This window comes from Streptomyces sp. NPDC051987, assembly GCF_040680735.1.
Lineage (GTDB): Bacteria > Actinomycetota > Actinomycetes > Streptomycetales > Streptomycetaceae > Streptomyces.
Genome location: NZ_JBFAXI010000002.1, coordinates 161,185 through 187,354, shown reverse-complemented (window position 1 = coordinate 187,354; position 26,170 = coordinate 161,185). Strand labels below are relative to the sequence as shown.

At 69.8% G+C, this 26,170-nt stretch carries 21 protein-coding genes and 2 pseudogenes; 8 read left to right on the top strand and 15 right to left on the bottom strand.

From position 1 onward, the window contains the following. Positions 1–81 precede the first annotated feature (81 nt). Positions 82–894: a PaaX family transcriptional regulator C-terminal domain-containing protein gene (locus AB0M11_RS01845; RefSeq protein WP_365700261.1), complete on the bottom strand. Its 813-nt coding sequence runs from the start codon at positions 892–894 to the stop codon at positions 82–84. A 91-nt stretch (positions 895–985) separates the two neighbouring features. After that, positions 986–1,180, bottom strand: coding sequence for a DUF5999 family protein (locus AB0M11_RS01840; protein WP_365700259.1), 195 nt, complete (start codon positions 1,178–1,180; stop codon positions 986–988). Positions 1,181–1,453: 273 nt separating this feature from the next. Here AB0M11_RS01840 and AB0M11_RS01835 point away from each other — a divergent pair, with 273 nt between their 5' ends. Next, entirely contained in the window at positions 1,454–1,879 is a 426-nt protein-coding gene (locus AB0M11_RS01835) for a DUF6299 family protein (protein WP_365700257.1), read from the top strand. 101 nt (positions 1,880–1,980) lie between these two features. Here the strand turns inward: AB0M11_RS01835 and AB0M11_RS01830 are convergent, their stop codons facing one another. The 4 genes and pseudogenes from AB0M11_RS01830 to AB0M11_RS01815 form a co-directional block, all read right to left on the bottom strand. Continuing rightward, entirely contained in the window at positions 1,981–2,283 is a 303-nt protein-coding gene (locus AB0M11_RS01830; protein WP_365700255.1) for a hypothetical protein, read from the bottom strand. Further along, complete coding sequence (locus AB0M11_RS01825; protein WP_365700253.1) at positions 2,277–2,816, bottom strand: hypothetical protein; 540 nt, start codon at positions 2,814–2,816, stop codon at positions 2,277–2,279. Before AB0M11_RS01825 ends, AB0M11_RS01830 begins: the two co-directional genes overlap by 7 nt. 208 nt (positions 2,817–3,024) lie before the next feature. After that, a complete protein-coding gene (locus tag AB0M11_RS01820) occupies positions 3,025–3,222 on the bottom strand; it encodes a DUF397 domain-containing protein (RefSeq protein ID WP_365700251.1) in 198 nt (65 codons plus the stop codon). Next, positions 3,219–3,979 (bottom strand): annotated as a pseudogene (locus AB0M11_RS01815) (helix-turn-helix transcriptional regulator). Before AB0M11_RS01815 ends, AB0M11_RS01820 begins: the two are co-directional and overlap by 4 nt. Before the next feature lie 252 nt (positions 3,980–4,231). Between AB0M11_RS01815 and AB0M11_RS01810 the strand changes: the two are divergent. The 5 genes from AB0M11_RS01810 (at position 4,232) to AB0M11_RS01790 (ending at position 13,190) form a co-directional block, all read left to right on the top strand. Then, positions 4,232–4,720: an ATP-binding protein gene (locus tag AB0M11_RS01810; protein ID WP_365700249.1), complete on the top strand. Its 489-nt coding sequence runs from the start codon at positions 4,232–4,234 to the stop codon at positions 4,718–4,720. A 31-nt stretch (positions 4,721–4,751) separates the two neighbouring features. Continuing rightward, a complete protein-coding gene (locus AB0M11_RS01805; RefSeq protein ID WP_365700247.1) occupies positions 4,752–6,362 on the top strand; it encodes a TIGR02677 family protein in 1,611 nt (536 codons plus the stop codon). Then, entirely contained in the window at positions 6,359–7,624 is a 1,266-nt protein-coding gene (locus AB0M11_RS01800) for a TIGR02678 family protein (RefSeq protein WP_365700245.1), read from the top strand. Before AB0M11_RS01805 ends, AB0M11_RS01800 begins: the two co-directional genes overlap by 4 nt. Before the next feature lie 8 nt (positions 7,625–7,632). Next, positions 7,633–11,841 (top strand): TIGR02680 family protein, encoded by a 4,209-nt coding sequence (locus AB0M11_RS01795; RefSeq protein ID WP_365700243.1) that lies wholly within the window; start codon positions 7,633–7,635, stop codon positions 11,839–11,841. 122 nt (positions 11,842–11,963) lie between these two features. Continuing rightward, the gene (locus tag AB0M11_RS01790) at positions 11,964–13,190 is read left to right on the top strand and encodes a TIGR02679 family protein (protein WP_365700242.1); all 1,227 of its coding nucleotides are present in this window, start codon (positions 11,964–11,966) and stop codon (positions 13,188–13,190) included. Between the two features lie 673 nt (positions 13,191–13,863). On the opposite strand, the gene AB0M11_RS01785 is transcribed toward AB0M11_RS01790, so the two are convergent. Both AB0M11_RS01785 and AB0M11_RS01780 read right to left on the bottom strand, forming a co-directional pair. After that, positions 13,864–14,187 (bottom strand): phosphotransferase, encoded by a 324-nt coding sequence (locus AB0M11_RS01785; protein WP_365700240.1) that lies wholly within the window; start codon positions 14,185–14,187, stop codon positions 13,864–13,866. An 81-nt stretch (positions 14,188–14,268) separates the two neighbouring features. Then, entirely contained in the window at positions 14,269–14,715 is a 447-nt protein-coding gene (locus AB0M11_RS01780; protein WP_365700238.1) for a hypothetical protein, read from the bottom strand. Between the two features lie 133 nt (positions 14,716–14,848). Here AB0M11_RS01780 and AB0M11_RS01775 point away from each other — a divergent pair, with 133 nt between their 5' ends. Further along, the gene (locus AB0M11_RS01775) at positions 14,849–15,313 is read left to right on the top strand and encodes a hypothetical protein (RefSeq protein WP_365700236.1); all 465 of its coding nucleotides are present in this window, start codon (positions 14,849–14,851) and stop codon (positions 15,311–15,313) included. A gap of 281 nt (positions 15,314–15,594) precedes the next feature. Here the strand turns inward: AB0M11_RS01775 and AB0M11_RS01770 are convergent, their stop codons facing one another. After that, positions 15,595–15,852, bottom strand: coding sequence for a hypothetical protein (locus AB0M11_RS01770; protein WP_365700234.1), 258 nt, complete (start codon positions 15,850–15,852; stop codon positions 15,595–15,597). Positions 15,853–16,171: 319 nt separating this feature from the next. Here AB0M11_RS01770 and AB0M11_RS01765 point away from each other — a divergent pair, with 319 nt between their 5' ends. Continuing rightward, entirely contained in the window at positions 16,172–16,702 is a 531-nt protein-coding gene (locus AB0M11_RS01765; protein WP_365700232.1) for an SMI1/KNR4 family protein, read from the top strand. Positions 16,703–16,799: 97 nt separating this feature from the next. On the opposite strand, the gene AB0M11_RS01760 is transcribed toward AB0M11_RS01765, so the two are convergent. The 6 genes and pseudogenes from AB0M11_RS01760 to AB0M11_RS01735 form a co-directional block, all read right to left on the bottom strand. Beyond that, the gene (locus AB0M11_RS01760) at positions 16,800–21,140 is read right to left on the bottom strand and encodes a Tat pathway signal protein (protein WP_365700230.1); all 4,341 of its coding nucleotides are present in this window, start codon (positions 21,138–21,140) and stop codon (positions 16,800–16,802) included. Between the two features lie 216 nt (positions 21,141–21,356). Then, positions 21,357–21,620 carry a hypothetical protein gene (locus AB0M11_RS01755; RefSeq protein WP_365700228.1) on the bottom strand — a complete coding sequence of 88 codons (264 nt, stop codon included), beginning with the start codon at positions 21,618–21,620 and terminating at the stop codon, positions 21,357–21,359. 227 nt (positions 21,621–21,847) lie between these two features. Continuing rightward, the gene (locus AB0M11_RS01750) at positions 21,848–22,864 is read right to left on the bottom strand and encodes a hypothetical protein (protein WP_365700226.1); all 1,017 of its coding nucleotides are present in this window, start codon (positions 22,862–22,864) and stop codon (positions 21,848–21,850) included. 12 nt (positions 22,865–22,876) lie between these two features. Further along, positions 22,877–23,389, bottom strand: a complete 513-nt coding sequence (locus AB0M11_RS01745) for a hypothetical protein (protein WP_365700224.1) — start codon at positions 23,387–23,389, stop codon at positions 22,877–22,879. Between the two features lie 394 nt (positions 23,390–23,783). Continuing rightward, positions 23,784–24,083 (bottom strand): annotated as a pseudogene (locus AB0M11_RS01740) (integrase core domain-containing protein); the annotation flags it as partial. A 470-nt stretch (positions 24,084–24,553) separates the two neighbouring features. Then, positions 24,554–26,083: a UDP-N-acetylglucosamine 1-carboxyvinyltransferase gene (locus AB0M11_RS01735; protein ID WP_365700222.1), complete on the bottom strand. Its 1,530-nt coding sequence runs from the start codon at positions 26,081–26,083 to the stop codon at positions 24,554–24,556. Positions 26,084–26,170: the final 87 nt, after the last annotated feature.

Here is a 26,170-nt window from a genome sequence, read left to right as displayed (position 1 = left end):
CTTCCGTGCGGAGGTGACCGGCAAAATCCAGCCGAGCGCCACCCCAGCCCGGACTGTGGGCCAGGGCCCGCGACGAACACGTCACAGGCCGACGAAGGTTCCCCCGGCGTTCCGGAGCCGTTCGTGCAGCGCGTGGAAGACGGCCGCCGAGCGGGCACCCGGCCAGTCGGCGGGCAGCAGGCTCGCCGGCAGCCCGGGGTCGGTGTACGGCAGGTGGCGCCAGGAGTCGAGGGCGCGCAGATAGTCGCGGTAGGCGTCCTCGGGCGGCGTGTCGGCCCGGCGCTCCCAGCCGCGCAGCACGGGCTCGTGGGCGTCGAGGAACTGCTCGTGCGCCTTGGCGATCGCCGTCAGGTCCCACCAGCGGGCGACCGCCTCGGCGGTGGCGGCGAAGCCGAGGTGGTCGCCCCGGAAGAAGTCCACGTACGAGGCGAGGCCGAGCCGGCTCAGGGTGTGCCGGGTCTCCTCGAACAGCCGGGCCGGGGCGATCCACACGCCCGGCGCGGCGGTGCCGAAGCCGAGTCCGGCCAGCCGGGAGCGCAGCACGTGCCGTTTCTGCCGCTCCGACTCGGGCACCGAGAACACCGCGACCACCCAGCTCTCGTCCTCCGGCGGCGCCGAGGCGTACACCCGGCGGTCGCTCTCTTCGAGCGACTGCCGTGCCTCGGCGGAGAGTTCGTACCCGGCGGCGCCCTGCGCGGTACGGGCCGGGACCAGCAGCCCCCGCCGTTTCAGCCGGGACACCGACGAGCGGACGGAGGGCGCGTCCACGCCCACGGCGGCCAGCAGCCGGATCAGCTCGGCGACGGGCACCGGGCCGGGCAGGAAGCGGCCGTACGCGCCGTAGAGCGTGACGATGAGGGACCGCGGGGCGTGTTGCTCGGGCACGTTGATCATTTTAGGTCCCCGGCATCACTGCTGGTCACCTCGGGTGCCCGGCTGAATGAGAGTCAGGATTCCGGGGCCGTGCCCGGCCCCGGGTGCCGGGTCAGGCGGCGACGGCGAGGCGGTCGGCCGGGCCGCGGTGCGGCGGGACCACGCTGCCGTCGGGGTGCAGCTCGCCGGTGTCGTCGAAGACGATCGCGCCGTCGCACAGCAGGGTCCAGCCCTGCTCGGGGTGGGCGGCGACGATGTGCGCCAGGCCGCGGTCGGCCGTCGCGCTCGGAGACTGGTGGGAACACATGGCGCACCTCCACGGGGTCTGCCTCCGGCACGGACGCCGACCGGCATGACCAGACCATGCTCTCGCCGTGAACGCCGGGGAACCCCCTGCCGCGAGCTGTGACAACACGTGGACAACTTCCGGACGCCGCCACGACGGACGCCGCGGATCCGGGACGCCGCGGGCGGCCCCGGCACGGTGGGACGCGCCACCGAGAGAGTGACGATCACACTCCCGTGCCCGGTCGCCCGGTATCCAGGGCATCCCCCCACCTCGTGATCCGGGAAGGACATCATGCCCCTGCGCCCCCTGCTCGCCGCGGCCGCCGCTTCCGCCGCCCTGCTGTGCGCCGTCGTCGTCCCCGCGGCCGCCGCTCCCGGCGAGTCCGTCACCGTCGACACCACCGGCCGTCTCGCCCCCGACGGCACCGTCACCCTCTCCGGCACCTACACCTGCGCCGACGCCGGCGGACCGGTGTTCATCAGCTCCTCGGTCGGCCAGGAGTCCCCGAACCAGCGGCACGGCATCGGTGGCACCCGGGCCGTGTGCGACGGCGCCGCACACCGCTGGGAGAACACCGGCAGGGTCACCTCGGAGAAGCTGGTGACCGGCGTGGCCCACGTCGAGGCCACGATCATGGAGCTGCGCAGCTCGGGCGGTCTGCCGCTGCCGACCTTCCACGCCGTCGGCCGGCAGGACATCACCCTCGTCAGGGCCTGACAAGCGGTTCCCGGCGGTCCGGCACCGCGGGGTGCCGGACCGCGGCCCGCCGGTGACCTGTCGAGGCGGGGAGCCCGCCTTCTCTGAAGAGCCCGAACCGGTCAGTGCACGGTGTTGGTGGCCCAGACCGCGGTCGACCCGGAGTAGATCACCATGTTGCCGTCTCCCTGGAGCCGCAGCGTGGCACCGTTGTGACCGGCCGTGTTGCTGGCCCAGACGGGACGGTTGTCGGAGGTGTAGACGACGAGGTTGCCGTCCGCCTGGAACACCGCGTGGTAGTTCGAGCCGAAGGTCATGGTCGCCCAACGGGGCTTGCCGTTCTCGTCGTACAACACGAAGTTGCCGTCGGACTGCATGCGCAGCCGGGCCTTCTTCGCGTTGAGGGACTGGCCGGCGTTCAGCACCCGGGTGGCTGTGACAAGGATGTCGTGGTCTTCTTCGGTTTCGGCGGGGCGGCAGGCCTCTTCGCCTTCGTCTTCGCCGGTGTCGGCTCGCTCACCGGCTGCACCGCGGACGTCTTGGCCCGAGGGCTGCGGTGGGGAGAGGTTTCGGGGGCGGACCGGGCGGGAGCGGAGGGGCTGGACGACGCGTAGGCCCCGGCGTCCTGGGGCGCGCCGCCGCCGAGGACGGTGCCTGCCTGGTCGGCGACGACCCGGTCGTGGTTCTCCGGCGTCCGGTCCCGGCTCATCAGCAGCCCCGGTACGGCGATCAGCAGCGCGCCGAGCACCGCCGCACCGGCCAGCAACGGGCGGCCGGGACGGCCGACGGCTGCGGTGTCACCCGGGGCGGGTCCGTCCCCCTCGGGCATGCTCACGGCCAGCGCGGCGGCGGGGTCTTCGGCCCGTGCGGCAGCGGGCTCCTCCTGGGTCGGGGCACTGGTCGGTGTCCCGGCCCCGGCCTGTGCCGGCGAGGTCGCGGACGGGCTCGACTCCGCCATGACGGCTGCCTCGGAGGGCTCCTCCGCGACGGACGCGGCCGACAGGGCGCCGGGAGGACCGGCTGCCCCCCCGGCGGGCCTCGGGCGCCTCGCCCGCTGCGGGCTCCGCCGTCGTCCTCCTGCCGAGCCCGTACCTGCCCAAGTAGAGGTGGGCGAGAGCCCTGCCGTTCGTGATCGGGCGGCAGGGCTCACGCTTGGCGTGCGACCGTCAGGCCTCCCCGACGAACCCCGCCCACGCCTCACGTGACACACGGATGACGGGTCCGGTTACGGCCTTGGAGTCACGGACGTGCACAACTCCCGTACCGGCAGCGACCTCCACGCACTGACCGCCCTCGGCCCCGCTGTAGCTGCTCTTGAACCAAGCGAGACCGGGTTCGACGGCCGAGGACTCAGAGCTGTTCATAGCGATCTCAGCAACCTTTCCACGAAGTCGCGCGACTCTCGCGAGGGGAGAGCCTGCGAACGGATGATCCCATAGCGGGCGGCGGCGAGAGTCGTCTGCTCCGGCTCGGTCTGGAGGGCGCTGGTTCCCTGGGCTTCGGTATAGACGAACCGCATTCCGTCCTTGCGTGTGATTACCGTGAACGCGCCATCTACGCCAGCGTTGTACTCGCGGTCTGTCGGCATGACTTGCATCTCGACGTTCTGCTTCTCTCCAATCAGAAGCAGCTGTTCCAACTGGCCGCGGTGCACCGTCTTGCCTCCCCAGGGGTGTCGCAATGCCGCCTCTTCGAGCACGAAGCTCAGTAGCGGCGCGGGCCAGCGGCTGAAGATGTCCTGCCGGGCCAACCGGGCCGCCACACGCTGCTCGACGGTCTCCTGGTCCAGGACCGGGCGCCGCATGTCGAGTACCGCCCTCATGTACTCCTCGGTCTGCAGCAGGCCGTTGAGAACGTGGGTGTCGTACGCGAGCAGCTCCAGAGCCTCCTTCTCCAGCTTCGCCATCCCCTGGAAGAACACCGGATACTGAGCCCGCTCCACCTGCTCCTTCCACACCGTCAGCAACCCGCCCGCGTCCAGAACCTCGTCCGCCCGGTCGATGGTCCTGGGCGACGGAATCCGCCGCCCCTGCTCGTACGACGCGACCGTGGAGCCGAGTATCCGATCCGCCGGCCGAACTCCTCGCGTTCCAGGCCCGCCCGCACCCGCAGCGTCTTCATCGTCTGCCCGAACGCGATGACGACGGCCTGGCCGGACGTGTCCGCCGTCGCCTGTCCCGCGTCGTCCGCCACCACGGTCTCGGCCCTCTCGTCCACACCCTCGGTCATCGCCACCGCCTCCCTGGCTCAACGCCGTCCCGGCGGCCTCGTCACGCCGCGCACCTCGTACCCGTACCGCCTCCACGCGTACAACGGCCCGCGTCGGTGCGTCACCACTGGTCACGCTACGCGACCGGGGACACCGTTGTCCGCATGACGAACCAACTCCCCAGCCCCGTCAGCGCCTCCCAACCCACGTGTCACAGGGACGACTTGAGCCGCACCTTCGAGATGCGTTTCACCTCCACGCCACGGGGCGCCCGCCTCGCCCGCCGACTGGCCGCGCATCGGCTGGACACCTGGGGCATTCCGTACGGCACCGGCCCGCACGAAGACGTCGTGCTGGTCCTCGGCGAGCTGACCGCCAACGCCGTACGGCACGGCCACGTCCCCAGCCGGGACTTCCATCTGCTCCTGCAGGTGAGTGCACCCGCCCACACGGTCAGGATCGAGGTCACCGACACCCGTAGCGAATGCACGCCGCCCGAGCAGGAAGCGCTGCCCGCCCCCGGCTCGGAGGACACCGGCGGCCGAGGGCTGCTGCTGGTCGCGGCGCTCGCCGCCCGCTGGGGCTGGCACCTGCGACCCGAGGGCCCGGGCAAGACCGTCTGGGCGGAGTGCGTGTCCGCAACTCCCGCGTGAGCTCGCGGCCGCGGTGGAAGAATGTGCCGAGATGACCACCAGTGACTACTCCCCGTTCGCCCACCTCACCACCCCCAACGCCACCCTCTACCGACAGGTGATGCGAGCGTTCCTCGCCGCCAAGGAGCGGTTCGCGGTGCATCTGCGGCCGGAGGACGTGTACGCCGCCCTGGACGCGGGGAGCCGGCCCGTCGACCTCGAAGCGGTGACGCAGGCGCTGGACAAGCTCGTGGAGTGGGGCAACCTGCGGGCCGACCCGGACCACGCGCGGGTGACAGCGGTCGAGGACTTCTATCGCAGGCGGTTCATCTACCAGCTCACCCGGGCCGGCGAGGCGGCAGAGGCGGCGCTGGGGACGTACGACGAGGTGCTGGGGCGGCGCGGGGAACTCCAGGCGGTCGCGCTGCACGACATCGTCACGCAGCTGCGGGCGCTCCTGGTGATCTCCATGGAGGACGAGCCGGACCCGGCCAAGACGTACGTGGCCCTGTCCGTGCTGACGGCGCGGTTCACCGACCTCGCGGACAACGCCCGTGCCTTCATGGGCTCGCTGCAGCGCACCATCGACCTGCACGACATCGAGGTCGAGGCGTTCCTCGCCTACAAGGACCGGCTGATCCAGTACCTGGAGCGCTTCATCCAGGACCTCATCACCCTCGGCGGGCGGATCGCCCTGCTGATCGGGGAACTGGAGGAGCAGGAGCGGGTCGGTCCGATGCTGCGGCTCGCCGCCGCCCGCGAGGCCGCCGACGCCGCTCCCGAGGAGGCCGAGCGGGCTGAGGGGGTGGCGTACGAGCGGTGGGCCGCGCGGTGGTCCGGGCTCGCCGAGTGGTTCGTGTCGGGGGAGGGCCGGGAGTCGCAGGCCAGGTTGCTGCGCGGGCGGGCGCTGGGCTCGATCCCGCAGCTCCTGGCCGTCGTACGGCAGCTCAACGAGCGGCGGGCCGGACGCTCGGACCGTTCGGCAGACTTCCGTACTCTCGCGCGCTGGTTCGCCCAGGCGCCGGACGACGCGGCACGGCACCGGCTGTGGCGCGTGGCGTTCGGGCTGCACTCCTCCCGGCACCTCACCGTCGACGCCGACACCCTCGCCGAACGGACGGCCACCCCGGAGCCGGCCGCCACCCCGTGGAGCGAGGCGCGACCGCTGCGGATCAGCCCCCAACTGCGCCGTACGGGCAGCTATGAACGGCGCGGCAAGCCGCGCAAGGTGGCCGACCGGGGCGAGGCGAAGCGCCGGCTCGCCGAGATCGCCGCCCGGCAGACGGAGGAGACCAGACGGGCCCGGGACCGTCTCGTGACGGGCGGACCGGTGCGGCTGTCCCGGCTCGGCGAACTCGACCCGCTCGCCTTCCAGTTGTTCCTGCGGCTGCTCGGCGACGCGCTCGCCACCTGGCGGCCGGGCACGACCACCACCGCGGCCACCAGCGGGGACGGTTCGATGGAGATCCGGCTGACCGCCCTCGACGACGGATCGACAGCCGAAGTGCACACGCCCGACGGTGTGTTCAGCGGCCCCGACCACCTCATCGACATCGTCGACCTCACGGTCGGGCACGGTCACGCTGCCGTGTCGGCATCGGCCTCCGTCCCCTTCCCCGCCCCTCGACGGGACACCGCTCCCCAGCTCGCGGAGGACCGATGAGCGGTCCGCTCGCCGAGGTCCTCGACGGCCAGCGGCAGGCCGACCTCCAGAAGGCCGCACGCGCCCTGCTGAAGGAGCCGCTGCTCACCGCCGACGGGCCGTACGCCGACGAGTTCCGGCTGGTGCGCCGGCACACCGCCGAACTGCGGGAGTGGTTCGAACGCAACGTCGGCTGGGCACTGCGCACGGACGCCGACGCCGCACGGCTGCGCAAGACGCCGGGCACCCTCACCGACGCCACGCATCCCGCGCGCGAGGCCGCCCGCAGCGCTCTGCCCTTCACCCGCCGCCGCTACGTCCTGCTCTGCCTGGCCCTGGCCGCGCTGGAACGTGGCGAGTCGCAGGTGGCGCTCGGACGCCTCGCCGAGCAGGTCGTCCTGGCCGCCGCCGATCCCGAACTCGTCGCCGCCGGGATCGCGTTCACTCTGGAGCGGCGTGACGAGCGCCTCGACCTCGCGGCCGTCGTCCGCCTGCTGCTGCGGCTCGGCGTGCTGCGGCGGGTGGCCGGCGACGAGGACGCCTATGTCAGTGGATCGGGCGATGTGCTGTACGACGTGCGGCGGCGCGTGCTGGCCGGGATGCCGGCCTCCCTGCGGGGCCCCTCCATGGTCGAGGCCGAGGGCTTCGAGGAGCGCCTGGCGGAGATGACCGCGTGGACCGCGCTCGACAGCGACGAGCTCAGGTTCCGGGCGGTCCGCTGGAAGCTGACCCGCATCCTGCTGGACGACCCGGTGCTGTACTTCGACGACCTGACCGACGGCGAACTGGCTTACCTCACCCGGCAGCGCGGCTTCATCACCGCCCGCATCAACGAACTGACGGGACTCGTCCCGGAGATCCGGGCCGAGGGCATCGCCATGGTCGACCCGATGGACGACCTCACCGACGTACGCATGCCGGAGCAGGGCACCCACGGCCACATCACCCTGTTGCTGGCGGGGCACCTGGCCAGGGCGGCGGGGCCCGTGGAGCCGGCGGAGCTGGCGGCCCGCGTACGGGAACTGGCCGTGGAGCACGGCGGGTTCTGGTCCAAGACGGCGAGGGAACCGGGAGCGGAGCCCGACCTCGTCGAGCAGGCGCTGACCAAGCTGGTGGCGCTGGGACTCGCCGAGCGCACCGAACGGGGCGTCGTACCGCGGCCTGCCCTGGCCCGGTACGCGGTCGGCGAGCCCGTCGTCAGGGAACCCGGAGGGGCTCGACGGCCCCCCGACACGACCGTGCAGCCCACGCGGCCCACGCAGCCCGTGCAGGACGAAAGGTGAACCACCCAGTGACCGCGCTCCCCGCTCCCGTTCCCGGCCGGTGGCGACCCCTGCGCATCGGACTCGTCGACCTCTTCCACTACGACATCGAGGAGTTCTGGTTCCGCGACGGCCGGCTGCTGCTGCGCGGCAACAACGGCACCGGCAAATCGAAGGTGCTCGCCCTCACCCTGCCGTTCCTCCTGGACGGCGATCTGTCCGCCCGCCGCGTCGAACCCGACGGCGACCCGGGCAAACGCATGGAGTGGAACCTGCTCCTGGGCGGCGCGCACCCGCATCCCGAGCGGCTCGGCTACACCTGGATCGAGTTCGGACGGCTCGACGGCCCCACGGGCGAGGCGCACTTCCGCACGCTGGTGTGCGGACTGAAGGCGGTCGCCGGACGCGGCATCGCCCGCCACTGGTTCGCGGTCACCGACCAGCGGATCGGCGCAGACCTCGACCTGCTGGACGCGACCGGGACGGCACTGTCCCGGGACCGGCTCGCCGAGGCCGTGGGCAGCCACGGCATGGTGTACGACACGGCGAAGGCCTACCGCAGGGCCGTCGACGAAGCCCTCTTCGGGCTGGGGGAACGGCGCTACGGCGCCCTCGTCGACCTCCTGATCCAGCTGCGTCAGCCCCAGCTGTCCAAGCGCCCCAGCGAGGCCGCCCTCTCCCGGGCACTGACCGAGGCGCTGCCGCCGATGGACCAGGCGGTCGTCGCCGACGCGGCGGAGGCCTTCCGGTCGCTGGACGAGGAGAAGGAGGAACTGCGGGCGGCCCGCGAGGCCGAACAGGCGTCCTCGGCGTTCCTCGACCACTACCGCCGCTACGCCCGCCTCGCCTCCCGGCGCCGCGCCCGCCTGCCCCGCCGCGAACACGCCCGGTACGAGAACCTGCAACGGGAGCTCGCCAGGGCGCAGGCGGACCGAGACCGCGCGGTGGCGGACCGCGAGGAGGCCAGGGCGAGGGGCGCCGCCCTCGACGAGCGGGCCGCGCGGCTGGCCGCCCAGGACGCCACGCTGCGGTCCCGGCCCGAGATGCGCGACGCCCGCGCGCTCGACCGGGCGTCGGACGACGCCTCCCGCACGGCCGCGGAGCTGAAGCGGGCCGAGGCGGATCGGCGTACGGCGTCCGAGGCACACACGCGGGCACTGGGCCGGCTCGCCACCGCGGACAACCGGCTCACGGCCGCCCGGGAGACGCTGGACGGCATCCGGGACCGGGTGGCCGAGAGCGCCGCGGCAGCCAGGCTCGACCTCCCCAGGACGCAGGGAGCCCCCGACACGGTTCTGCGCCGGGAGGCGGACGAGGCGACCGCGAGCAGGCGGCGCGCCGTCGAGCACGTGGCGGAACTCGCCACACGGGCCGAGCAGGCCGAGGAGTGGCACCGGGCCGCCCGGCTGCGCGTCGACGAGGCCGACGAGGAGGCCGTGCACGCCGAGGAGCGGCTGGCCGAGGCGGAGGAGGGCGTCGCCCGGGAGGGGCGGGCGCTGGTCACGGCAGTACGGGAGCACCTCTCCGGGTGTGTGGAGCTGCGGGTGCTCGGGTTGCCCGGCGTCCTGGACGCCGTACAGGACTGGGCGAGCTCACTGCACGGTCCGCCGCCGGCCCGTACAGCGGCGGGCGAGGCGCATCGCGCCGCCGCCTCCCGCCTGGCCGACCGGGCGGCAGGACTGGCCCACCGCGAAGCGGCTACGGCGGAGGGGCAGAGGCTGGCAGCGGAAGAACTGACTGCCCTGGAAACGGGTGGGGAGCGCGGCCCTGAGGCTCCCTCGACGCGCACACCCGGCGTGCGGGACCGCGGACCCGGTGCTCCGCTGTGGCGGCTCGTCGACTTCCGCCCACACGTCACCCAAGCTGACCGCGCGGGGCTGGAAGCCGCGCTGGAGGCGTCGGGACTCCTGGACGCCTGGGTGCGGCCGGACGGTTCCGCGGTCGCGGTGGACGGCCATGACGTGCTGCTCGACCCGGTCGGGCTGTTCGGCGGAACCGGCCTCGACCGCGTGCTGTACCCGGCGGTCGACCCCGGGGACGCCGGGGCCGCCGCCGTGGGGGAGGAGACGGTCGCGCGCCTGCTCGCCTCGATCGGGCTGGCCGCAGGCGGGCACGAGCCCGGCGAGGCCCCCTGGGAGGTCGGCGGCCACGACACCTGGGTCTGCGCGGACGGACGCTTCCGCGTCGGGGCGCTCACCGGAAGCTGGGCCAAGGCCAGCGCCCAGTACGTGGGGGAAGGAGCGCGGGAGCAGGCACGTCGCGTCCGGATCGGAGAACTGCGCGCCCAGATCGACGGCTTGACGGCGGAGCGGGAACGACTGGCCGAGGAGTCCCGCGCCGTGGCCGGGCGCCGTGCCGTGCTGGACGCCGAACTCGCTGCACTGCCCGGCGACGACGGCCTGCGGCACGCCCACGCCCGCGTCACCGCCGCGGCCGAGGCGGTCCGCCGCGCCCGCGCCCGGCGGGGCGAACGGGCCGCGGAACTGGCTCCGGCGGCGCGACAGGCCGAGCGCGCGGCAGCCGAACTCGCCGACACCGCGGCAGCCTTGAACCTCCCCACCGACCACACGGCACTGGGCGCCGTGCGCCAGGCGCTCGCCGACCACACCGCCCTCCTGGCGGCCCTGTGGCCCGCACTGCGCGAACGCGCGGAGGCCGAGCGTGCGGTGACCGGCGAACAGGAGGAGACCCACCGGGCCGAACTCCTCGTGTCCGAACTCGCGGAGCGCGCCACGGAGGCGGCCCGGGTGGCCGCGGCGGCGGACGAACACCTCACGACGCTCCGCTCGACCGTCGGAGCGGCCGTCGCCGAGCTCCAGAGCCAACTGGAGGAGACGGCCGAGGCGGCCCGGGTCTGCGACCAGGAACAGCGGCAGGTCCGGGAGGAGTACGGGGACGCGGACCGGCGGGCCAGCCGCGCCGAGGGACGCATCGAGCGGCTCGCCGAGGACGTCACCGAGGCGACCGCCGCGCGTGAGGAAGCCGTCGCTGCGCTCCAGCGGTTCGCCGCGACGGGGCTGCTCGCCGTCGCGCTCCCCGACGTCGATGTACCGGACGACGGCGGAGGGACGTGGGCGGCGACCCCGGCCATCGCCCTCGCGCGGGCCGTCGAGTCCCGGCTGTCCTCGGTCGACGACACCGACGCGGCCTGGGAGCGCGTGCAGAAGCGGCTGAGCGAGGAGTTCGGCAGGCTCCAGGACGCGCTGTCGCGGCACGGCCACACCGCCACCGCCCGCCCGAGCGAGGACGGTATGCGAGTCGACATCGTCTACCAGGGCCGGGAACGGGCCGTGCCCGAACTCGCCGAGGCACTGGCCGTGGAGGTCACGGAACTGACCCGCATCCTGTCCGCACACGAGCGCGAGATCCTCCAGACCCATCTGATCACCGAGGTCGCCGGGACGCTGCAGGAACTGATCGGGGCGGCCGAACGGCGGGTGGCCGCCATGAACAGGGAGCTGGAGGAGCGCCCGACCTCCACGGGCATGAAGCTGCGGCTGGTGTGGCGAGCATCCCGCCGGGCCCCGCAGGGACTGGCCCAGGCCCGCGAACGGCTGCGTCAGTCCGCCGACGCGTGGTCGCCCGAGGACCGGGCCGCGGTCGGCGCGTTCCTCCAGGAGCAGATCGCCCGCCGGCAGGCCGACGACAGCGCCGGCAGCTGGCTGGAGGACCTCACCGCCGCCCTCGACTACCGGTCCTGGCACGAGTTCGGCGTCGAACGCCATCAGCACGGCAAGTGGGTGCCGGCCACCGGACCCGCCTCGGGCGGGGAGCGGGTACTGGCCGCGTCCGTCCCCCTGTTCGCCGCCGCGTCCTCCCACTACGCGAGCGCGGGCGGCGCGCATGCCCCGCGCCTGGTCACCCTGGACGAGGCGTTCGCCGGCGTCGACGACGACTCACGCGCCAAGTGCCTCGGTCTGCTGCGCGCCTTCGACCTCGACGTCGTCATGACCAGCGAACGCGAATGGGCCTGCTACCCGCAGGTGCCGGGCATCGCCATCGCCCAGCTCTCCCGCGTCGACGACATCGACGCCGTACTGGTGACGCGGTGGGAATGGGACGGCAGCGAACGGCGGCGCGGCACGGAGCCGGGCGCGCGGACAGGCGCAGCCCGGGCGGCTGCGGGCGCCGACGGCTCCGGCGAGGGGACCGACGGCGGGCCGGTGAGTCCTTTCGGTGAGCCAGGGCGGACAGCCGCCGTCGACAGCGCCGGTGGACAGGGGGCGTTGTGGACGTAGACGGTTCGGCGACCCCGCCTGACCGCGACGCAGGCCGGGCGGCGGCCGGACGCACGACACCGGCGGACCCCACCGCGGACGCGGTGCTGGCTGGGCCGCAGGCGGGAGAAGCCCGGACCGACGTGGACACCGAGCGCCTCGGACGTCTGCTCGGCGATCCCGGCCTTGCCTGGCTCATAGAACGCGTGCGGCAGCGCATGGCCCGCGGCCGACCGCTCACCGGCTCCATCACCTTGTCCGACCCCGACGCATCCCAGCGGCGCGCCGCCGATCGCCTGCTGGGACGGGCACCGCGATCCAGTGGCTCCCTCAGCATTCGCCTCGCCACCGTTGACGAGATCCTGCGCCGCTCCGGCGTCAGCCCCGAGGGACTGGCGGCGGCCGTCGTCGCGCTCACCGGCCCGGTCATACTCCACGCCGAGACACGGAACAGGGAGGAACGGGCCTGGGAGGAGGCGTACGCCCCGCTCGCCGTTCTCGACGCGGAGCTGGCCCGCTGGGCCGAGCGGATCCGCAGTGACGGTCTCGTACGGCGCCTCGCCCGCACACCGGAAGCAGCGGGTCCACTGGTGGAGGCCGCCGTGCGCGCGTTGCGTGTGCTGCCCGCGTCACCCCCGACATCGCGGGCGACGTTCGCGGCACAGAACCTTTCGGGCGCCCACGCCCTGGACGAGGGGACGCCGCTCGCCACTCTCGTCCTGTCCGGCATCCGTTGCCTCACCGGCTTCCCCGCCGGCTCCGGTGCGCAGTGGCGGCGGGAAGCGTGGGCCTCGGTCGGCCTGCTCAAGGACGACCTGTCGTCGACCGTCCTCACCCTCAACCTGCGCGGTACGCCACCCCTCGACTGGATGGCCGACGCGGGGGAGCCGACGGTGCTGACCCTTCGCTCCCTCACCGGTCGTGCACCGGTAGCCTCCGTCCCGACGACGGGAGCCGTTCACATCTGTGAGAACCCGGCCGTGCTGTCCGCCGCCGCCGACGCTCTCGGCCCGGACTGCCCGCCCATGGTGTGCCTCCAGGGGCAACCGTCGGCCGCCGCGCTCACCTTGCTGCGCGACCTGTCCAAGCGTGGAGCCCGCCTTCTCTACCACGGCGATTTCGACTGGGGCGGTGTGCGCATCGCCGCAGCGCTGGCGCGAAGCGTCCCGTGGCGGCCCTGGCGCTACACGGCCGCCGATTACCGAGCAGCAGTGACCGCGGCGGCCGAGACCCCGAACCTGTCGGGCTCGCCCGCCGCAACTCCCTGGGACCCTGCTCTGGCCGTCGCTCTCGCCGAGTGCGGTGTCCGGGTCGAGGAGGAAACGGTGCTGGACGACTTGCTCGCGGACCTTGGGCCGGGGTCCCGCTGAGAGGTCGTTTTCTCCCGTTGTTTTATCCCGGTATGCGTATTTGATCCGGTGATGTCACGTCGCGCCAGGAAGATGGTGTTCTCTCCGGTGAGGCGGCGGCCCATGAGGTCGGTCATGGATCCGTCGCCTCGATCGACAACCTCGCCAAGCGCATAACAGTCGAGCCGGCGCCAACCTGGCGAGGGACTTACTAGAACAGAATGGGCAATTCACCTAGATCGGATGCCCTCTGAGGGAAGGTTCAGAACCTTTCCGACCCGTTGGGTGGGCGGCGCCGGTGACGGGGTACTATGCGACGATCGGCAGGGTCCACGGAGTGCGTATCAGCGCATACCCAAGGAAGTTGCGCGGGGACGTGCGTCCTCGACCGATTCAAGATGAGTACTGGTCAGGCCGTAACCCAGGAGGCTGTTTCCCTCCCGTCCATGAGCGTCGCGATCCGGTGTGAAAGCTGCTTGCCGGCCGCTATGTCCCCTCGGCCCGCGCGTCGTATGAAGGCGCCGAGTGTGTGCAGGTCCCGCATCGCTCGCAGGACGGGCAGCCCGTCCCACTGCCGGAGGTCGTATCCATACCCGAGGCTGAATTCGTCGAGGTCCGCGACGGTGCGCCCGAACCGAACCCCTTGGAAGGTGTTGGCCAGGTCGATCTCGCGGGGGCCAAACGCAGCCTCGTCCTAGTCACCCAGCCGCACGCCGCCACCACTCCAGAGCGCGTTTCCCGGATAGGCGCCGCCGTGGATGTGGCCCTGGCCCAGAGGAAAGTCGAGCTTGCCGTGCCTGTCCAGAAGCTCCTCCCGCCGCGCGGCCAACCACTCACGCTGGGCCGAGGTCAGGTAGCAGCTCGACTCCACGGAGCTCTTGAACGAGTTGAGGGGCTGAAACCGGGGGAGCGGGATCGGTGGCGCCGGCAAGGAGTGGAGTTCACGTAGCAGGGCGCCCAGAGAGCCGGCCGGTGGCCCGCTGCCTCCTGGCTGCGGGTAGTGGCGCCAGAACGTCACCGCATGTCGGAGCGTAGACGAGCGGCTGTGGAATATCCGCGGGCTCCGTCGCCGGGAAGCCGTTCGCGACGAGCCAGCGGGTCAGCGAGCCGTATCGAGAAGTGGCCGCTGGGAGACGGGGCTGACGCGTACGACGATGCCTTCGTCGGCGAGGAGGAACACAGACGTGGCGTGCTCGTGGAGTCGGGTGAGTGACTGGTCTGCCAGGCCTGACGCCGCGAGTCGTTGGCACGGTTCAATTCGTCTCCCCGCTCGGACGAGTTCTGCTTGCGCTGCACTGACGAACTCCGCGGCGAAGCCGAACCGGTCGGCGAGCGCGTGCGCCTCGTCATCGAGGTCGGGGTCCAGGTCGACGCTGTACCGGGCGGCGCGGAGCATCTCGGCTGCGTGGGAGGCGATGGCGACGCGCTCAGCCTGCGGGGTGGTGGTCGCCAGGCGGTGGCGGCGGCCGTACCAGTCCTCGATCTGCCGGAAACCCGCGTGCTTGAGGAGAGTGGCGGACAGGTCGTCGCTGGCGCCCTTCGCCAAGACGCTGCCGCTGGGCTCTGTGCTGATGGTGATGGAGGGGCAGGCATGTGGGTCTCCTGGGCGCGGGGTGCTGGGCGTGGGGCCGTGGGCAGGTGGCCGAGTTCGGTGGCGATGCGGTGGCACTGGTCTGGAGGTGGAAGGCGTCGCGGAAGGCGTGGTGGACGCCGCCGTCCTCGCGGGCGAGGGTGGCCACGACGTGCACCAGGCGGGCCTGGTTGCGCACGGCGATCCACCGGCAGGCGTCCGGATCGCCCTCCGGGGCGATGCCGGTGGCCGCCACCAACCGGCGGGCCACCTCGGCCCACTGCGAGTCGGTCAGGTCGGGGTGTCGGGGATCGGAGCGGACCGAGCAGACCCACACCGGCCGCTCGGGCGCTCGGGCCCCGAGGCGCTCGACGGGTGCGTCGAGGGTGTGGGCCAGGTACGCCGGCGCGTCGGGCTGGGCGAGCATCTCGATCGGGGCGCCGTGGCCGTCAGCCGCGATCAGGTGGGGGGTGCCGCGCTCGCCCGGCCCGTACATATATGCGAGCAGGCTGGCGGTGTGGCTGGCGCGCTGCAGGTGGGCGATCACGGCGGCTACCTCGAAGGGGGGTGGTGAACGGGAGCCCGGGTGGCCGGGCCGTCAGGGAGAGAGGATCCGCGGAATCCGTGATTTGGCCCGGCCGGAGATGGGTGGTAGATGCCTGAGGTCACTGCGGCTCGTCGAGCCCGTGGAGAGGGTGGTGTGGTCCAGGCGGTGGGATCGTTGAGGTAGAGACCGCGGGCACAGTCGAGCGCTTGGGGCGGCGAGGATCGCGGGTATCGCGGCGGAGGCCGGCCGCGATGTTCTTCACTCCGGCCGCGCGGAGGCGCCGATGGCGAGGGTGCGCCAGCTGGCCATCACGCGGGGCGTGTTGCCGGTCGTACCTGGGAGGTGTCCCCGGCAAAGGTGGTGCCGCGGACATGATGCCAGGCCTCGATCTTCCGGCGGTCGCGGACGAGTTCAGTGAGGTGGGCCGCGGTGACTTGCTCAGCGGTCAGACTGGTGACGGCGTAGACCGTCTTGACGGTGGTCTTGGCTGTCTTGCGGTCGGTGCCCCAGCGCTTGATCTGGGCGGCCTTGCGGGCTCCGGGGAAGAGGAGGCTGTTCGGTGGCAACCTTGATCTGGAGGGTCTCCGCGGGGCCGAGGCCGATGCCCCGGGTGCGTCCCTGGAGCCGGGATGTCCTCCTGCCTCTGTCTGCCGCGCTTCGAGAGCACCGCTGAGCTGGCAGTTCGCCACACGAACCGCATCACGCACTACACCGGAGCCCTGGGCCCGGTCCTTGTGCGCCAGAACGTCGTTCGTATCGTTGGACTCCCACCACGCGACGAGGCGTCTGCTGTGCGGGGAGGGGCAGAGAATGCAGGCCGGTCACCCGGAAAGAGGACCTGGTATGGCAAGTGGGGCGGACGAAGTGCGTCGGGCATGGGGCCGCGTGACGCAATGGCTGGAGCGGAATGCTCCGAAGAACACCGCGGCATTGCAACCACCCGCGACGTCGAAGCAGATCAGCGACGCAGAGAGCAAACTGGGCCTGTCGCTCCCCGAAGAGTTGCGGGTATGGCTCCTCATCAACAACGGCGTGGGAATGAAGGAGACCCGGCAGGGATGGCTGTCTCCGGCGCCCGGCAGCAGTTTCGTACCGTACGGGTGGCACCTTCTGTCCACTGCCGAGCTGGTCAAGGTGTATGAGCGGCGGATGGATTTCCAGAGGACGGGTGACGTACCTGATGACGAGGACGACGAGGTCCTGGTATGGCGTCGCGAGTGGTTCCCGTTCATCGCCGACAGTGACGAACTGTACGGACGGTTCATTGACGGCAGGACAGGGGCGGTGGGGAAATGGAACGACGGGGACATGAACCGCCTCGGGACCCACAACTCGCTGACGGAGTTCTTCGATGAACTTGCCGATCTCATGAGCACGAACGCCCGCGTGGTGGACGGCGGTATCGAGTGGCGTTGACCGGGATCAGGCAGCGTCCCCGCGGTTGACGACGAACCACCCGAAAAGGAAAATGGCCCCTGGGTGACCAGGGGCCATTTTCCTGTGACGACGTCGATCAGCTCGGTTTGTCCGCCTGCAGCCAGTATCCGTCGCCGTCTACGACGCGGTTGTTTCTGCGGAAGGTCGGGAACAGGCTCATCGATTGCGAGTTCTGGTTCAGTGACATCGCCGCCCGGCCGCAGGATTCCGTCCAGGTGGGAAGCGGATAGTTCGGGTTCATCACCATACGCCACTTGCCGTCCGAGCCCTTGACGGCGCGGGTGTTCACGCACTGGTCGCCCGAGGTGACCGGGGAGGAGTTCTTCCCGCCCCACGTTTTGGGCATGGCCGCGCTCTCATAGCTCGCGGCGAAGGGGAACTCGTCGCAGCTGGGTTTGTCGTCGTTGCTGCTGCTCAGTTCCGGCGAGAGCGTGACCGGTTCGTTCTGTGCCCAGCCATCGGGGCAGATGACATCCCGGTTGTAGTCGCTGATCGCCTGGTTGCCGCCGGGCACGAGCACGTCGCCGCCGAGGTAGGTGAGCGGTTCTCCGACGCCCCGCAGTCCGTAGTGCCCTGGAAGCTGGTGCTGCACGAGCCATATGTGTGCCGCGGCTGCCGGGAACTTCTTCTCGTTGATTTCGTACGTCGGCTTGTACCAACTGAACACACATCCGGGGGTGGCCTTCACCTCGACGTCGCACCGGACGTTGAGGTCATCCTTCTCGACGGTGGCCGGATTTTCGATGGGGGTGTCGTTCGCAACGCCGTCGAAGGTCCAGTAGGGGAGGATGGAGTTCTTTGTCTCGCTCGATGGGGTCCATTTAATTTTTGTGGTGATGATCGCGGAGTGGGTGTCCCCGAGTGTCCATGTGTCGGATCCGGTCCATGCGGAGCTGACGACGGAGCAGTATCCTCGGCACTGGAAACCGAGGTCCAGCTTCACCTCGGCCATCACGCCACTCATGGAATCCAGTCGGATGCTCGTGCTCTGCGTGAATGTGTCGCTGTTCACGTCGGTTTCGATCGCGTTCCTGTAGTCGAAGACCGCTGTACCGTCCGGATCGCCGTCGGTAAGGTGAACGACGGTCATTTCATCGTGAATACACGCGTTCGTGCGGGTGTATGTCATCGATTTCTCTGTGACCGAACATGCCGCGGTCTCGCCAGCGGACACGGATGGCGACGCCAGTGCCTTGCTGCTCTTCGAGGTGATCACGGAAGCGGTTGACGACGCCTGTGCCTTGCTCCTCAGCGAGGTGCTCCCGGCGAAGAACGATCCCTCGATGGTGTTCGGCGTCTCGGTCGGCACGGGATCCGCGGCGTTGACGTCCGGGTCGCTGAAGGTCAGGTCGGAGGGGATACCGGAGTAATCCCCTGGTATGAACGCGACGGCGTCGTAGGCCACGTCCTTGTCGGCGGCGCCGTCCGATGTGGAGTTGGTCAGCTGCACCTCGGGGGCCTGGTCCTTGAAGTTGTAGGCGCCGAGGGAGACCCAGTTGTTGTTCTGGGAGTTCTGGTTGATGGTCTTGGTCACCGCCCCGAAGGGTGTGATGATCTTGTACGCGGCGTTGGAGACCTGGGCGCCGGTGTCGGGGATGTGTACGTAGACCTTGGCCTGGCTGCCGGAGATGGCGGAGTTCAGCTTCCAGTCGCCGAGGATGGTCATGCGTCCGCCGTCGCCGCCGAGGTGGTCGGTGTCGCGTGCGTGGGTGAACCAGAAGTGGCCGTTGTAGCCGCCGCCGATCTGGTGCAGGTCGGCTTTCGCGTCGTACTGGCCGAGGCCCGGTCCGGTCGCGGCAGGGTCAGGGTAGAAGGTGAACTGGAACGTGCCGTCGGTCGTGGTGGTGCCGCAGTCGCTCCAGGTGGCGGTTCCCGCCGGTACGGACTCGACGACCTTCGCGCCAGAGGGCGCGCCGGAGCAGACGGGTGTGCCGTACTGCAGGCGGTAACCGCGCCCGGGCTCGCTGACCAGGGTCGCGTACTTGATGTGCTCGATCCCGCAACTGGTGGCGCAGTCGGACTTCCAGGTGACGTTGGACTCATGCCACCAGTACTGGGTGTAGCAGCCGGCGGTGGGGCAGTCGGGCGGGTTGGCGGTGTCGCAGTTGTTCTTGGTGTTGCAGAACGCGTCGAGTGGCGGCGAGACGTGCGCCCGGCGGTATTTTCCGCTGGCTGGATCGATGACGGTCCCGAGGGTGCCGTTCCAGGAGGCAGGGTAGAAGCCGGCGGAGGAGAAGCCGGACTCGCCCGGCCAGTCCTGGCGGCCGGAGGTGGCGTAGGAGTGGCCGGTGTCCTGGGACCAGGCGGCCCAGCCCATCACCTTCTCCTCGTAGGGCCACTTCTGCGGCTGAGCGGCGTCCTTCGCAGCCTGAGGGTCCAGGTCGGTGTTCATGAAGGCCAGCCGGGACGCGGGATAGACCGGGTTGGCGGGGTTGTTGTACCAGCCCAGGCCCCAGTTGCCGTTGGTTCCCGCGTCGGCCTGCTTGTTGAAGCCGAGGTTGTAGTTCCACACGGCGGTGAACCAGTTCTCGGGCTTGGCCGGGTCGTCGTTGTTGACGGTGATCGTCTGGCCGCTCTGATGAACCTCGTTCCACTTGTCGGCGAGGATGTAGAGGGACGCGGCGATGTTGGTGGTGTAGTCGATGGCGATGGCGCGCTGTGTGCTGACCGGGAGGGAGGTTTCGCCCGCCTTCTCGTGTCCGGCCTTGCGCATGCCGTCGGTGACCTGGCCGACGCCGTAGCCGCAGTCGGACTTGTCCCAGTGGATGGTCCAGAAGGCGGCGAGGGAGCCTCCAGACTGGTGGCCGTAGTAGCCGTCGACGGCCGCGAGTGGGCTGCCCATCTGGCCGGGAATGGACCCGGATTCGGCCTGCCACAGGTTGGATTCCTGGGCGAGGATGCCCAGTTGGACCTGCGCGGGGATGCGTCCGCCACCGGTCAAGGAGGGCCTCGGGAACAGGCCCTGCGGGTCGATGGTGGAGAGCCCGGTCTGCGATCGCCAGCCGCCCTGGGTGATGTAGCCGGAGGTCAGTTGGCCGCGTACGGCCATGTCCACGGCCCATTCCACCTGGTTCGGGGTGGGCTGGAGGGCCTGCGTGTTGACGTCGTTGCGGGGCACGGAGCACCAGGCGTCGGTGTCGACCGGGTCGTGTGCCCTGGCGTCGTCGTCTGCCGTGGTCATCGTGCTCATCGTCGACATCTGCGGCGTGGAGGCGCCGGTCAGTGCCGGCGACGGCCTGCCGCCCGCGGTGCTGCCGGGCGCGGCGACCTTCTGGTCCGTGTGCCTGCCGGTGCCCGGAACCGAGCCGGTGATGGTCAGGGCATGGCTGGTGTTGCCCGTCTTCGCCTCGGCCGCCGGTTCCTTGGTCGCGGTGCCGGTGAAGCCCCGGCCGGCGTTCTCGATGTTGGCGACGCCCGCCTGGACGGCAGGGGAGACGACCGGGTCGACGGCCAGGCGTCCACGGGTGGAGAGATCGGCGTCGGGTGAGACGTTCACCTGCTTGATGCCGCTGGCCCTGAAGCTCTTGCCGCGGCTTGCCTTCCCTGTGAGGTAGACGGTGCCGTCCGTGCCCTGGCGCAGGTTCATCGCGGTGAGCTTGCCGCTCGCGATGGTCGTCTTCTTGCCGTGCGCGTACGTTTGTACCTTGGCGTCGGTGTCGCCCGTGCGGTCGATGTAACTGACGGTGCCGTCACTGGTCACGCGTATGCCGTATGGGGCGTGTTTCGTGGCGGCGAGCTCGGCCGTCCTGCCCTTGCGGTCGACGTGGACGAGCCGGTTTCCGGCGGCGGCGATCACCCCGTCCTTGACGGGGACGGCAGAGGTTATCTCACCCGCCGCGGTGGTGTCCGCGACCGTGGTGCCCTTGGTGTTCACCGTGACCAGACGGGTCTTGGTGTCGTGCAGCGCGGTGAAGACGGCGGTGTGCGTGGCCGGGTTGCACGTCGGGTCGAAGTAGGCCAGCGACGCGGTGAAGGGCAGCTTAGTGACGCTGCCGTTGTCCAGGTTGACGATCGCGGTGAACGCGCCGCCCATCATCAGGTCGGGCTTGTTGGTGAAGGTGCGGGGAGCGTAGACGACGGCCGCGTGGTGGTCGTCCATGACGCACTGGTTGCCGATCCAGGTGTCGGCCGGAAGCTGGGGCTCGCTGAGAACGGCAGCCGTCTTCCAGGCGTAGGCGCTCTTGCTGTCGGCGACGAGGAGGTGCAGGCCGTCGCTGTCGGCGGCGGCGGTCACGGCCCGGTCGGCGGAGGTCTTCCATCCCTTACCCAGCGTGGCGTCCGGGGACTTGACGGCGCCCTTCGAGGCTGTGGGCGCCGGTTTGGAAGCTGCAGCCGTGGGCTTGGGGCTGGGCTTCGCGGTGGCGGGCTGGGCTTGTATGAGCCCAGCCAGGGCGGCCGTGACGGCGAAGACCGTCACCGCGTTTCGTCTATGACGGGTTATCACTTATCCCCTTTTTCTCTACATCAGTGATGCGGACATCGATGTCCTGGGCCGATATGTCATAAGGGTTCAGAGTTGATCTTCGTTCTGATCGTGTTGTTGGGCAGCGGCATTCCCGTCACTGGAGACATGCGGGCATTCCGGTATCGCTCATCCCGCTGACGGGCCCCTGACAGTGGCCGGATTGCTTTCCTACTTCCGGTCGACGAGGGGCGTGAACTCATCGATGTAGATCTTCGGCACCTGCGGAGCCGGCCCCATGTCTTTGGAGCCGATGACCGCGGAATCCCGCCCGGTTTGGCCTGGAGGGACGTCCTGAAGCCAGAACCGGTTGTAAGCGGTCCAGCCCTTGCCGTCAGCGATGCTGATCTGGACCGAGTACGTCGCATTACGCGCGTAGGTATTGGCTACCTCGATCTCGGTACGCACACCGCTGCTTGCCGGTGTGGCACGCACGGTGAGGTCTCCGTACTCCAGGACACGCGTACGGCCTTCGGAGTGCACCGAAGGCACAGGCGACGGACGCACTTGCGGACTGCTCTGCACCGCGCTCGGAGTCGCCGGCCGCTTCGACGCTGGGGCCCGGTCAGCAGATCCGTCCGTACACCCGGCGGCCAGCACGCACGCCGCCATCAGACACAGTGCCCGGACCATCCACGGTCCGGGCACTACCACACTAGGCTTCACTGGGTGTAAGCCGCCATTTCCTTGCGCGCCGCGGCGATTTCCTTGCCGCGCTGCTCCTTGATGCCGGTCAACTGGGTCTTGTTGTCGGCGATCTGCTTGTCCTGGATGGCAGACTCCGCACTGAACCAGATCTTCACCAGGTCTGTCTGCTTCTTGCAGTCGATGTCGTCGACCGCCAGAGCGATGGACTCCCGCGATGGCTGCTCGTCGTTGGTGACACCCTGGTCCATTGCCTTGTACGGATCGGCAAGTCCCGAGTGCCCCTTGCCGGCCATGCATGAAGACCATGCGGCGATGGCCTTGATGACCTTGTCGTCCTTCATCGACTGCACCAGGCTGTCCCCGGCGAGCTGTGCCACGAAGGTGGGGTCGGCTTCCTGCGCGCCGAGTTGCTCCTTGGACCAGCCGATGCAGCCGCCCGTCTTCAGCTTCTTGCCGTTGTACTCGGCCCGAGCGGGCTTGGTGCCCTGGCCGGGGGCGGCGAGCGGCTCTCCTGCCTTGACTTCCTTTGGGTTTCTGGGCGGTTCGGGCTTGGTGTGGCCGGTCAGGACCTCAACTTCGACGTCGGACAGGTCAGGCATGGTCTGCTTGGTGTGCTCTTGCAATGCCGGGGGGAGTTCGTAGCCGTACTTCTCGGCCTCGACCCGGTCGGTGATGCCATAACGACGTTCGATGTTGGCGTCGTTGTCACTGGGAGGCGGGTTGGCGCCTGCTCGCGGCAGCGTCAGGTCGATGCCGTAGTCCTTCATGCAGGACTGCTGTAAATCGCTGGCGGCCTGCTCGACGGTGACCTGCTCTTCGTAGGAGGCCATGTATGCCTCCAGCGGAAGGGTCAGATCCTTGGTCAGACCGCTGGTGGGGATCTTCTTGGGCCAGTTTTCCTTGTTCACGATCGGCTTGCCGTCAGCGGCGTTCTGTGTGGTGTGTGCGCTCGTGCCGGAGGAGCAGGCGCTGACCAGGAGGGCTGAAGCGGTCAAGGCTACGGCGGTGGCGGTCCGCTTGATGTGCTTCACGGAGGTTCCTTCTTACGCGAAGTGGGAGGAGGCGTTGTTGTTCTTCAGGGCGGAGATCAGGTTGGTGATGTTGCAGTCTCCGTAGGGGCCGTTCTTCGCGAAGTACTGAGAGGTGCCGCCGTAGCCGGAGTTGAAGTACACGCGGTAGTTGTCGTCGCGGGCGCAGTTCTGCACCGACGCCGCGTTGTTCTTCATGTATTGGCCGTTGCCGTTGCCTCCGTTGCCGAAGACGTACCTGTAAGTAGACAGTGTCGATCCCTGGTACTGGCTTGTGCCCCAGTGGTCGTCCACGTTGCCGTAGAACGTTGTGAACGCCGACTTGTAGGTGCCATCCTGGATGGCGATGTCCTTCGAGTTGTAAAACAGCCACAGGTCGCCCTCCGAGCAGTTGATCCACGGAACGTCACAGTTGTCACTGACGTTGAAGGTGGCTGCATGGGCGGGTGTGGCGGTGGCGAGCAGAGCCGCCGCGGTGACGGTGAATGCTCCTGCGGCGGTCTTCGCGCGTAGCGATATGAGCTTCAAAGTGTCCCTCCCCTGTTCGGCGCACCAGAGGTCCGCCGGAGACCTGATCAGGCGGCTGGGCAGCCCAGTTGCCCGGACCATCGCCCCCCGCTGGCCGGATCCTGGGAATCCCGGTGTGGGGGGCGCGGATCACTCGGACGGTAACACGGCATGTTCATGACGTTCGATAGATTTTTTCGATTTCTGAATCGGCGTCCGTCCACGACGCCTCGTGCCGCCTGGCACGGCGTTACGGGATGGGCGACCGGCATGATGAGGCCATGATCAGCATGCCCTGCGGGTCCTCAAGTACGGATAGCCGGGCTTGCCAACTACGGCCAAGGGAACCGCTCTCGACGGGAGTTGGGTCAGCGGTTGCGGGAGAAGGGCCTTGACCCCGAGTTCTGGACACGGGTTATGCGGCTGGCGTCAGCGTAGTTGATGTTGTTCGGGACGCTGTCTCGTAGGCGATCGGGCTGCGGTGTCCGAGGCTGGAGTGGCGACGTCGGGTGTTGTAGCGGTGCAGCCAGCGAAACGCGTCGAGGCGGGCCTCTCGCGCGCTGGACCAGTGCTTGCGGCCCTGGAGCGTCTCGCGTTTGAACGTCGCGTTGAAGGACTCGGCGAGCGCGTTGTCCGCCGAGCTGCCGACGACGCTCATGCTCTGGATCACGCTGGCCCGGCGGCAGGCGTCGGCGAAGGCCCGGCTCGTGTACTGACCAGGTTCAACCAGTCGATGCAACACCGGCCTTGTCCGGCCCGCCTCAGCAGGACGCCTGGCGGACTGCCGCGCCGGGACGGCTGCACCGACGTCCGGCCGAGCCGCACGGATCGCCGCGACCAACGAGTACAGGTGCGGATTGAACATGGGCCGATACTTCGTGGGCGGCGACTGCATCAACACGAACCGCACTTGCCGGTCGCCGACGGGGACGTGGGGCACCACCGTCACCGCCGCTCCTCGGACGTTGCCAGGCCACTTCGACGACAACTCTCCGTAAAGGCTGCCGGGTACTCAGACACCTCTGACGCACCGTCAACCATTCAAGATCATCTTGCGCGTGCGTTGCACAATGAGCTGAAAAACAACAGTGATCAATGAAGGGTCGTGAAGGTGAGTACCCGCAGGTCAGCTGGCCTGTTGAGGTGTCGTGCCCCTTGCCTTCAAGGGGCACGACATTGCGCCGGTCAGATGTCCCGGAAGATCTCGATCTGTGCCCCGACCGAGTTGAGGCGTTCGGCGAGGTCCTCGTAACCGCGGTTGATGACGTACACGTTGCGCAGCACGGACGTGCCCTCGGCCGCCATCATGGCCAGCAGCACGACCACGGCGGGACGCAGCGCCGGCGGGCACATCATCTCGGCGGCGCGCCAGCGGGTCGGGCCCTCCACCAGGACCCGGTGCGGGTCGAGGAGCTGGAGGCGGCCGCCGAGGCGGTTGAGGTCGGTCAGGTAGATCGCGCGGTTGTCGTACACCCAGTCGTGGATCAGCGTCTTGCCCTGGGCGACCGCGGCGATGGCGGCGAAGAACGGGACGTTGTCGATGTTCAGGCCGGGGAACGGCATGGGGTGGATCTTGTCGATCGGCGCCTCCAGCTTGGAGGGGCGGACGGTGAGGTCGATCAGGCGGGTACGGCCGTTGTCCGCGCAGTACTCGGGGCTGCGGTCGTGGTCGAGGCCCATCTCCTCCAGGACGGCGAGCTCGATCTCCAGGAACTCGATCGGAACGCGACGGACCGTCAGCTCCGACTCGGTGACGACCGCCGCCGCCAGCAGGCTCATCGCCTCCACCGGGTCCTCGGAGGGGGAGTAGTCCACGTCGACGTCGATGTTCGGGACGCCGTGCACGGTCAGGGTCGTGGTGCCGATGCCCTCGACCCGGACGCCGAGCGCCTCCAGGAAGAAGCACAGGTCCTGGACCATGTAGTTGGAGGACGCGTTGCGGATGACCGTGACGCCGTCGTGGCGGGCCGCGGCCAGCAGCGCGTTCTCGGTCACCGTGTCGCCGCGCTCGGTCAGCACGATCGGGCGGTCGGGGCGGATCGCGCGGTCGACCCGGGCGTGGTACTGCCCCTCGGTCGCGGCGATGTCCAGGCCGAACCGGCGCAGCGCGATCATGTGCGGCTCGATGGTCCGGGTGCCCAGGTCGCAGCCGCCGGCGTAGGGCAGCTTGAACTGGTCCATGCGGTGCAGCAGCGGGCCGAAGAACATGATGATCGAGCGGGTGCGGACGGCGGCCTCGGCGTCGATGGAGTCCATGTCGAGGTCGGCCGGCGGCACCAGCTCCAGATCGACGCCGTCGTTGATCCAGCGGGTGCGCACGCCGATCGAGGTGAGCACCTCCAGCAGGCGGTACACCTCCTCGATCCGGGCCACCCGCCTCAGCACCGTGCGCCCCTTGTTGAGCAGTGAGGCGCACAGCAGGGCCACGCACGCGTTCTTGCTGGTCTTCACGTCGATCGCGCCGGACAGCCGGCGGCCGCCCACCACCCGCAGATGCATCGGGCCCGCGTAGCCCAGTGAGACGATCTCGCTGTCCAGGGCTTCACCGATTCGAGCGATCATCTCAAGGCTGATGTTTTGGTTGCCCCGCTCGATGCGGTTGACGGCGCTCTGACTGGTGCCGAGCGCCTCCGCGAGCTGACTCTGTGTCCAGCCGCGATGTTGCCGGGCGTCACGGATGAGCTTGCCGATGCGTACGAGGTAGTCGTCTGCCATGAGGCAGAGGTTATCTCAGATATGAGATGGTGCCCGGCAGGGGGTCCATTCGGGTGATGCCGTGTCAAGCGGCCCCGGCCGGACGGC

Coding starts and splice junctions, on each gene's coding strand:
- AB0M11_RS01845 (WP_365700261.1), bottom strand. CDS start 894: ATGATCAACGTGCCCGAGCAACACGCCCCGCGGTCCCTCATCGTCACG.
- AB0M11_RS01840 (WP_365700259.1), bottom strand. CDS start 1,180: ATGTGTTCCCACCAGTCTCCGAGCGCGACGGCCGACCGCGGCCTGGCG.
- AB0M11_RS01835 (WP_365700257.1), top strand. CDS start 1,454: ATGCCCCTGCGCCCCCTGCTCGCCGCGGCCGCCGCTTCCGCCGCCCTG.
- AB0M11_RS01825 (WP_365700253.1), bottom strand. CDS start 2,816: ATGGCGGAGTCGAGCCCGTCCGCGACCTCGCCGGCACAGGCCGGGGCC.
- AB0M11_RS01820 (WP_365700251.1), bottom strand. CDS start 3,222: ATGAACAGCTCTGAGTCCTCGGCCGTCGAACCCGGTCTCGCTTGGTTC.
- AB0M11_RS01810 (WP_365700249.1), top strand. CDS start 4,232: ATGACGAACCAACTCCCCAGCCCCGTCAGCGCCTCCCAACCCACGTGT.
- AB0M11_RS01805 (WP_365700247.1), top strand. CDS start 4,752: ATGACCACCAGTGACTACTCCCCGTTCGCCCACCTCACCACCCCCAAC.
- AB0M11_RS01800 (WP_365700245.1), top strand. CDS start 6,359: ATGAGCGGTCCGCTCGCCGAGGTCCTCGACGGCCAGCGGCAGGCCGAC.
- AB0M11_RS01735 (WP_365700222.1), bottom strand. CDS start 26,083: ATGGCAGACGACTACCTCGTACGCATCGGCAAGCTCATCCGTGACGCC.